The organism is Candidatus Brocadia sapporoensis, from assembly GCF_001753675.2.
Lineage (GTDB): Bacteria > Planctomycetota > Brocadiia > Brocadiales > Brocadiaceae > Brocadia > Brocadia sapporoensis.
Genome location: NZ_MJUW02000104.1, coordinates 1 through 4,298, shown reverse-complemented (window position 1 = coordinate 4,298; position 4,298 = coordinate 1). Strand labels below are relative to the sequence as shown.

Below are 4,298 nucleotides of genomic sequence, written 5' to 3'. Positions count from 1 at the left end.
TCCCTTCGGGATTACAGAATCAATATTTTGTTCACTCATAGGGTTTGTGAGCGAATGTACGCTGAATAGTTACCCTTTCTCTCCAATTAACAGGAAATACATTACGTGGTGCGGGCAGTTTATCCCGCACAGATTTTTTTGATTCGTCCGGATTGAACAATGGATACGGTATATCATCTAGACCTTAATAGCGAAAAGATACGGGGCGCAAAAATCGCATTGCTGCCCGGCGACCCTTTCAGGTCTCAAATTATTGCGGAAACCATTTCAGGGATTTATGGAACGGGGAATAAAAAATTGGCCTGGAAACGGGAATTCTGCACCTATCTGGCTGAGATCGGCGGGATCCCTCTCCTCGTTACTTCTACCGGAATTGGGGGGCCCTCTGCATCGATTGCCATTGACGAACTGGCACAACTGGGAATCGGCACGTTCATCCGCGTGGGGACGACCGGCGCTATTCAGGAGCGCGTTGATATCGGCGATGTCATAATCACTTCCGGCTCCGTGCGGCTTGACGGGGCGTCAACCCATTATGCGCCGATTGAATATCCCGCGGTTGCCCATCACGAGGTCCTCAATGCCCTCGTCGAAGGGGCAAAGAAGACAAAGACTCGGTATCACGTGGGAATAACGGCCTCTTCTGATACCTTTTATCCGGGTGAGGAACGATACGATTCGTTTACAAAATATGTACTGAGAAAGTTTCAGGGGGCTACGAAAGAATGGCAAAAGCTCCATGTGCTGAACTATGAAATGGAATCATCGACCGTCCTGACCCTCACCGCCACCATGGGTCTCCGGGGAGGGTGCATCACAGGTGTAGTGAACAGGGGAGGCACAGGAAAGATAACAAAAGAGTCGCTTAAGGCAGGGGAGGAACATGCGATCCGGGTCGCAATAGCCGCCACAGAGTGCCTGGTGTAGCTTGGCGGCGGGCCGCAAAGAACTTCGCCGTAATGGTTCGGCACGCTCACCACTCACGGCACACATCCTGAGCTTGCCGAAGGATCCGCCGAACATCGGCCCCGCACATGGTTGCATCGCAGCGACGATGGTTTATCCGCTGCAGCCTGACGACGGCATGGCAATGCAACCGTTGCCAGAGTTGTAATCCATTCAAAAATCAAGGGTATAACTATGTGCCGGATTTCATGTTTTAGAGCCCCTCAATTTCCGGCAAAAAAATAAATTATATTTTATGCTTGACACCTCTTTAATCGTTATGCTATAAATAAACACTATTTTTTATGTAACTCGTGTGTTCCGGAATAAAACGATAAAGGCAAACCCTGAGTGATCAGGGGGCGCAAAGCAAAGGGTCTTGTGTAGAGATGTATGGTCACACGTCTCTCCATCTGTATAGAAAGATAGCCTTGCTGCCGACGTTGTTCAACAAGATGTTGGCGGTGAGGCTTTTTTTGTTTTAAATTTTCACCCATGAAGATCGGTAAAAGTTTTGGCGAGGCGCTAAAAGGAGACAAGGAAGGGGCAGCATCATATCGGCATACTTCAGGGAATGAGGGATTGTCGGTAAAAAATGACACAGAAGGAGGGACATGTTAACAAAGACAGAAAAATGGCGGGATTTGATGGCTCTGATTTTGACAAAACGAGGCGGAAGGTTAGTGAATGAAATTGCCCCTGACAGGATGCATGCGTTTTCCGCTGGGGGTGCAAGTCAAATGGCGGCGTAACAAGGGGTTTTTTGAATATTTTATGGTAATGGCAAGGTATTCCCTGCAATGTAGGGGCAGGTTTGAAACCTGCACTATCCAGTGATATCGTGTCAGAAGTTTGCTTGTACAGTCTTTGTCATATCTGAACGTTTTTGTCGGGTAACCAGCGAGGCTTAAACTTCATGGATTCCCGTTAAAAACATACGGGAATGACGTCTCGAGAAAGAGGAAGCACGACACGCGAAGCTCTAACCGGACAGAGCTGACCACTACCGTAAAATGACATAAATACCGTTCGTGCAAGTATTTTTAAAGAAATTAATGGTTACACAAATTTTAAGCAGTAAGTGCAGGTTTCAAACCTGCCCCTACAAGACAACATTATTCATAATTAGAGGGTTTTAAAAAAACTAAATTGTTACCAAAATTTGTAGAAAGGAGAAGGGGTATGAAAAAAGGAAGATTAACGGCCATTTTATGGCGAAACGCCCTGGTCATTGCCGGGCTGTTGTCGTGCATGGCGGCGTCAAAAAACGTGTATGCCACCGATAATGTACCGAAAGTGGAAACGAGTGGCGCTACACACATTGGAGCTAGCTCAGCCACGTTAAATGGAAATGTAGATATTAACATCCAAAATAAGCCAGAAGGGTATGTGATGTTTTTTTATGGCAACAAAAGCGGAGATTATACGGGCGTTTCTGAAATAGTTTCTATAAATAGCAATGGTACGCAACCGGTCGCCATTGGGGTAGAAGAGTTAACCTCTGGTCTGAAGCATTTTAAAATCGTATCGCAGAATAGGTTTGGTACAAGTTATGGAGACGAAAAGAGTTTTAGCGTACTGGCAGGAAACCCGGAACTACACGGTGTCATAAACGCTTCAGTGCCTAACGTTGCTCCAACCCCAACCCCACCGAAGGCGACCACGGGTACAGCAACATTTGAATGCGATGATGGGGTGATTAATGCGACCCTATGCGGTACGGTCACGGTATACGGCGGGTTACCGACAATGGTTTTTTTTGGATATAATGTTGGGACTACTTGCTGTACTACGGACATTACAGAAATCGATGTGATTCCTGGCACAAGCACGCTTAGCCCTGTGGACTACTCCGTATGCCTACCTGCATACGATTTAGGCACGGGAACGACGTATCGCTATGCTTTATGGGCGCAGAATACATATAACAAGATGGCCAGGAATAGTATCGGTGAGTGCAAAGAGTTTACAACACCGGATTGTGAGGGTGGTGGAGGCACAGCGGTTGAGCTGGCATCGTTCACGGCAGTGTCCGCTGGCGGAGGTAAGGTATCTCTGCATTGGGAGACGGCTACCGAGGTGGATAACGCTGGTTTCAACATCTATCGGTCGAAATTCCCGGATGGCACGTACAAGAAGATCAACAACGGACTAATCCCGGCGCCCGGCAATGCCACAACAGGCGCTACCTACAGCTTCGAAGACACGCCTGGCCGCGGCACTTTCTATTATAAGCTGGAGGATGTTGATTTTTATGCAGAATCCACAATGCACGGCCCGGAGAAGGTTAGGATCCGCGCAAAAGACCTTGCGGCCCGCAAAGCAAAAGGGCGGTAAAAACCGTATAATACCAAGACTTGTTGGACAGTTTTCATTAACCCATTTTTTTAAAAGGAGGATGTGAAATGGAAGAAAAAAAAATTACCGGAGTACGAAGCCCCAAAGATGTTGACATATACTGACGAAGAGATATTCGAGATGCTGGGACCTGCGCATACAGTTATTTCCGGTGTTACTGGTGGAAATCATGTATAGCCATAATTCCAAATCAACCCTGTTGGGGTTTGCAACCCCGACAGGGTTACAAACGCCGCCGCAGGAGACCGATGTGGCATGACGGCAGACCATGAGGGTCTTCGTCGTGAGTGTTCAACCGTGCGACCGGTGTTGCAATACGGGTTTGGCATGAGTGATATAGCGCGGGCGGCTTCTCTCCCGCTTTTCGCCTGAGGATAGTGAACCGGCATAGAAGGATGGACAAAGACAGATGCGTCCATCATACAGGGATGTTGGGGTATTCTTCAAGGGTTCAGGTTTACAGCCTGAACCCTTTTTTTTTGGCAAGACACTAAGGAAGTTTTGGGTTATATCTGTGCATCCAGGACAACTGACGGCAACTGAAATCCTCACTTGAGTGAGGGATGAACGGGCGTATGACTATTCAGCGAAACGGACAATGGCAAAGAATATTATCTCAGAACGGCCAAGAGACAATAGGAAAACAGACAGACAGAAAAGTCATGCAGCGATGACCCTGATTAGAAAAATCGCTTCACATACTCAACCGCCCAGGGATGAAATATCGTGAAGATAAAGAGATCTGTCGCCCTTGCGGGGTTATTAAAATACTTACATAACGATATGGTGTAAGGATGAACTCTCTTTGGAATTTCATGGCCGGTATCGCTTTCGTTCTTTGAAAATCTTCTGTACTAACAAAGATATTATGCCCGATGGAAGTACTGTATGGATTGCCCCATAGTTAAAGGGTTCACCATTGGTGAATCTTCTGAATTAACCCGACTTTCGCAATTCGAGCTGAAAAAAGGTTATTTTTAGGCATGAATCGCCCA

At 47.0% G+C, this 4,298-nt stretch carries 6 protein-coding genes and 1 riboswitch; of the genes, 5 read left to right on the top strand and 1 reads right to left on the bottom strand.

The features are described 5' to 3' along the window. Positions 1–159: 159 nt before the first annotated feature. The 5 genes from udp to BIY37_RS14070 all read left to right on the top strand — a co-directional run bounded on the left by udp (position 160) and on the right by BIY37_RS14070 (position 3,480). The gene (gene udp, locus BIY37_RS10055) at positions 160–927 is read left to right on the top strand and encodes a uridine phosphorylase (RefSeq protein WP_070067716.1); all 768 of its coding nucleotides are present in this window, start codon (positions 160–162) and stop codon (positions 925–927) included. A 347-nt stretch (positions 928–1,274) separates the two neighbouring features. Then, positions 1,275–1,387, top strand: a riboswitch (cyclic di-GMP riboswitch). A gap of 53 nt (positions 1,388–1,440) precedes the next feature. Then, positions 1,441–1,566 (top strand): hypothetical protein, encoded by a 126-nt coding sequence (locus tag BIY37_RS14075; RefSeq protein ID WP_261340849.1) that lies wholly within the window; start codon positions 1,441–1,443, stop codon positions 1,564–1,566. Then, positions 1,560–1,697, top strand: a complete 138-nt coding sequence (locus BIY37_RS13520; protein ID WP_179129364.1) for a hypothetical protein — start codon at positions 1,560–1,562, stop codon at positions 1,695–1,697. The genes BIY37_RS14075 and BIY37_RS13520 overlap by 7 nt, the downstream gene beginning before the upstream one ends. 430 nt (positions 1,698–2,127) lie before the next feature. Continuing rightward, the gene (locus BIY37_RS10045) at positions 2,128–3,282 is read left to right on the top strand and encodes a hypothetical protein (RefSeq protein WP_070067714.1); all 1,155 of its coding nucleotides are present in this window, start codon (positions 2,128–2,130) and stop codon (positions 3,280–3,282) included. 63 nt (positions 3,283–3,345) lie between these two features. Beyond that, entirely contained in the window at positions 3,346–3,480 is a 135-nt protein-coding gene (locus tag BIY37_RS14070) for a hypothetical protein (protein WP_261340848.1), read from the top strand. On the opposite strand, the gene BIY37_RS13200 is transcribed toward BIY37_RS14070, so the two are convergent. Continuing rightward, positions 3,471–3,725: a hypothetical protein gene (locus BIY37_RS13200; RefSeq protein WP_143299245.1), complete on the bottom strand. Its 255-nt coding sequence runs from the start codon at positions 3,723–3,725 to the stop codon at positions 3,471–3,473. The two genes, BIY37_RS14070 and BIY37_RS13200, sit on opposite strands and share 10 nt — an antisense overlap. Positions 3,726–4,298: the final 573 nt, after the last annotated feature.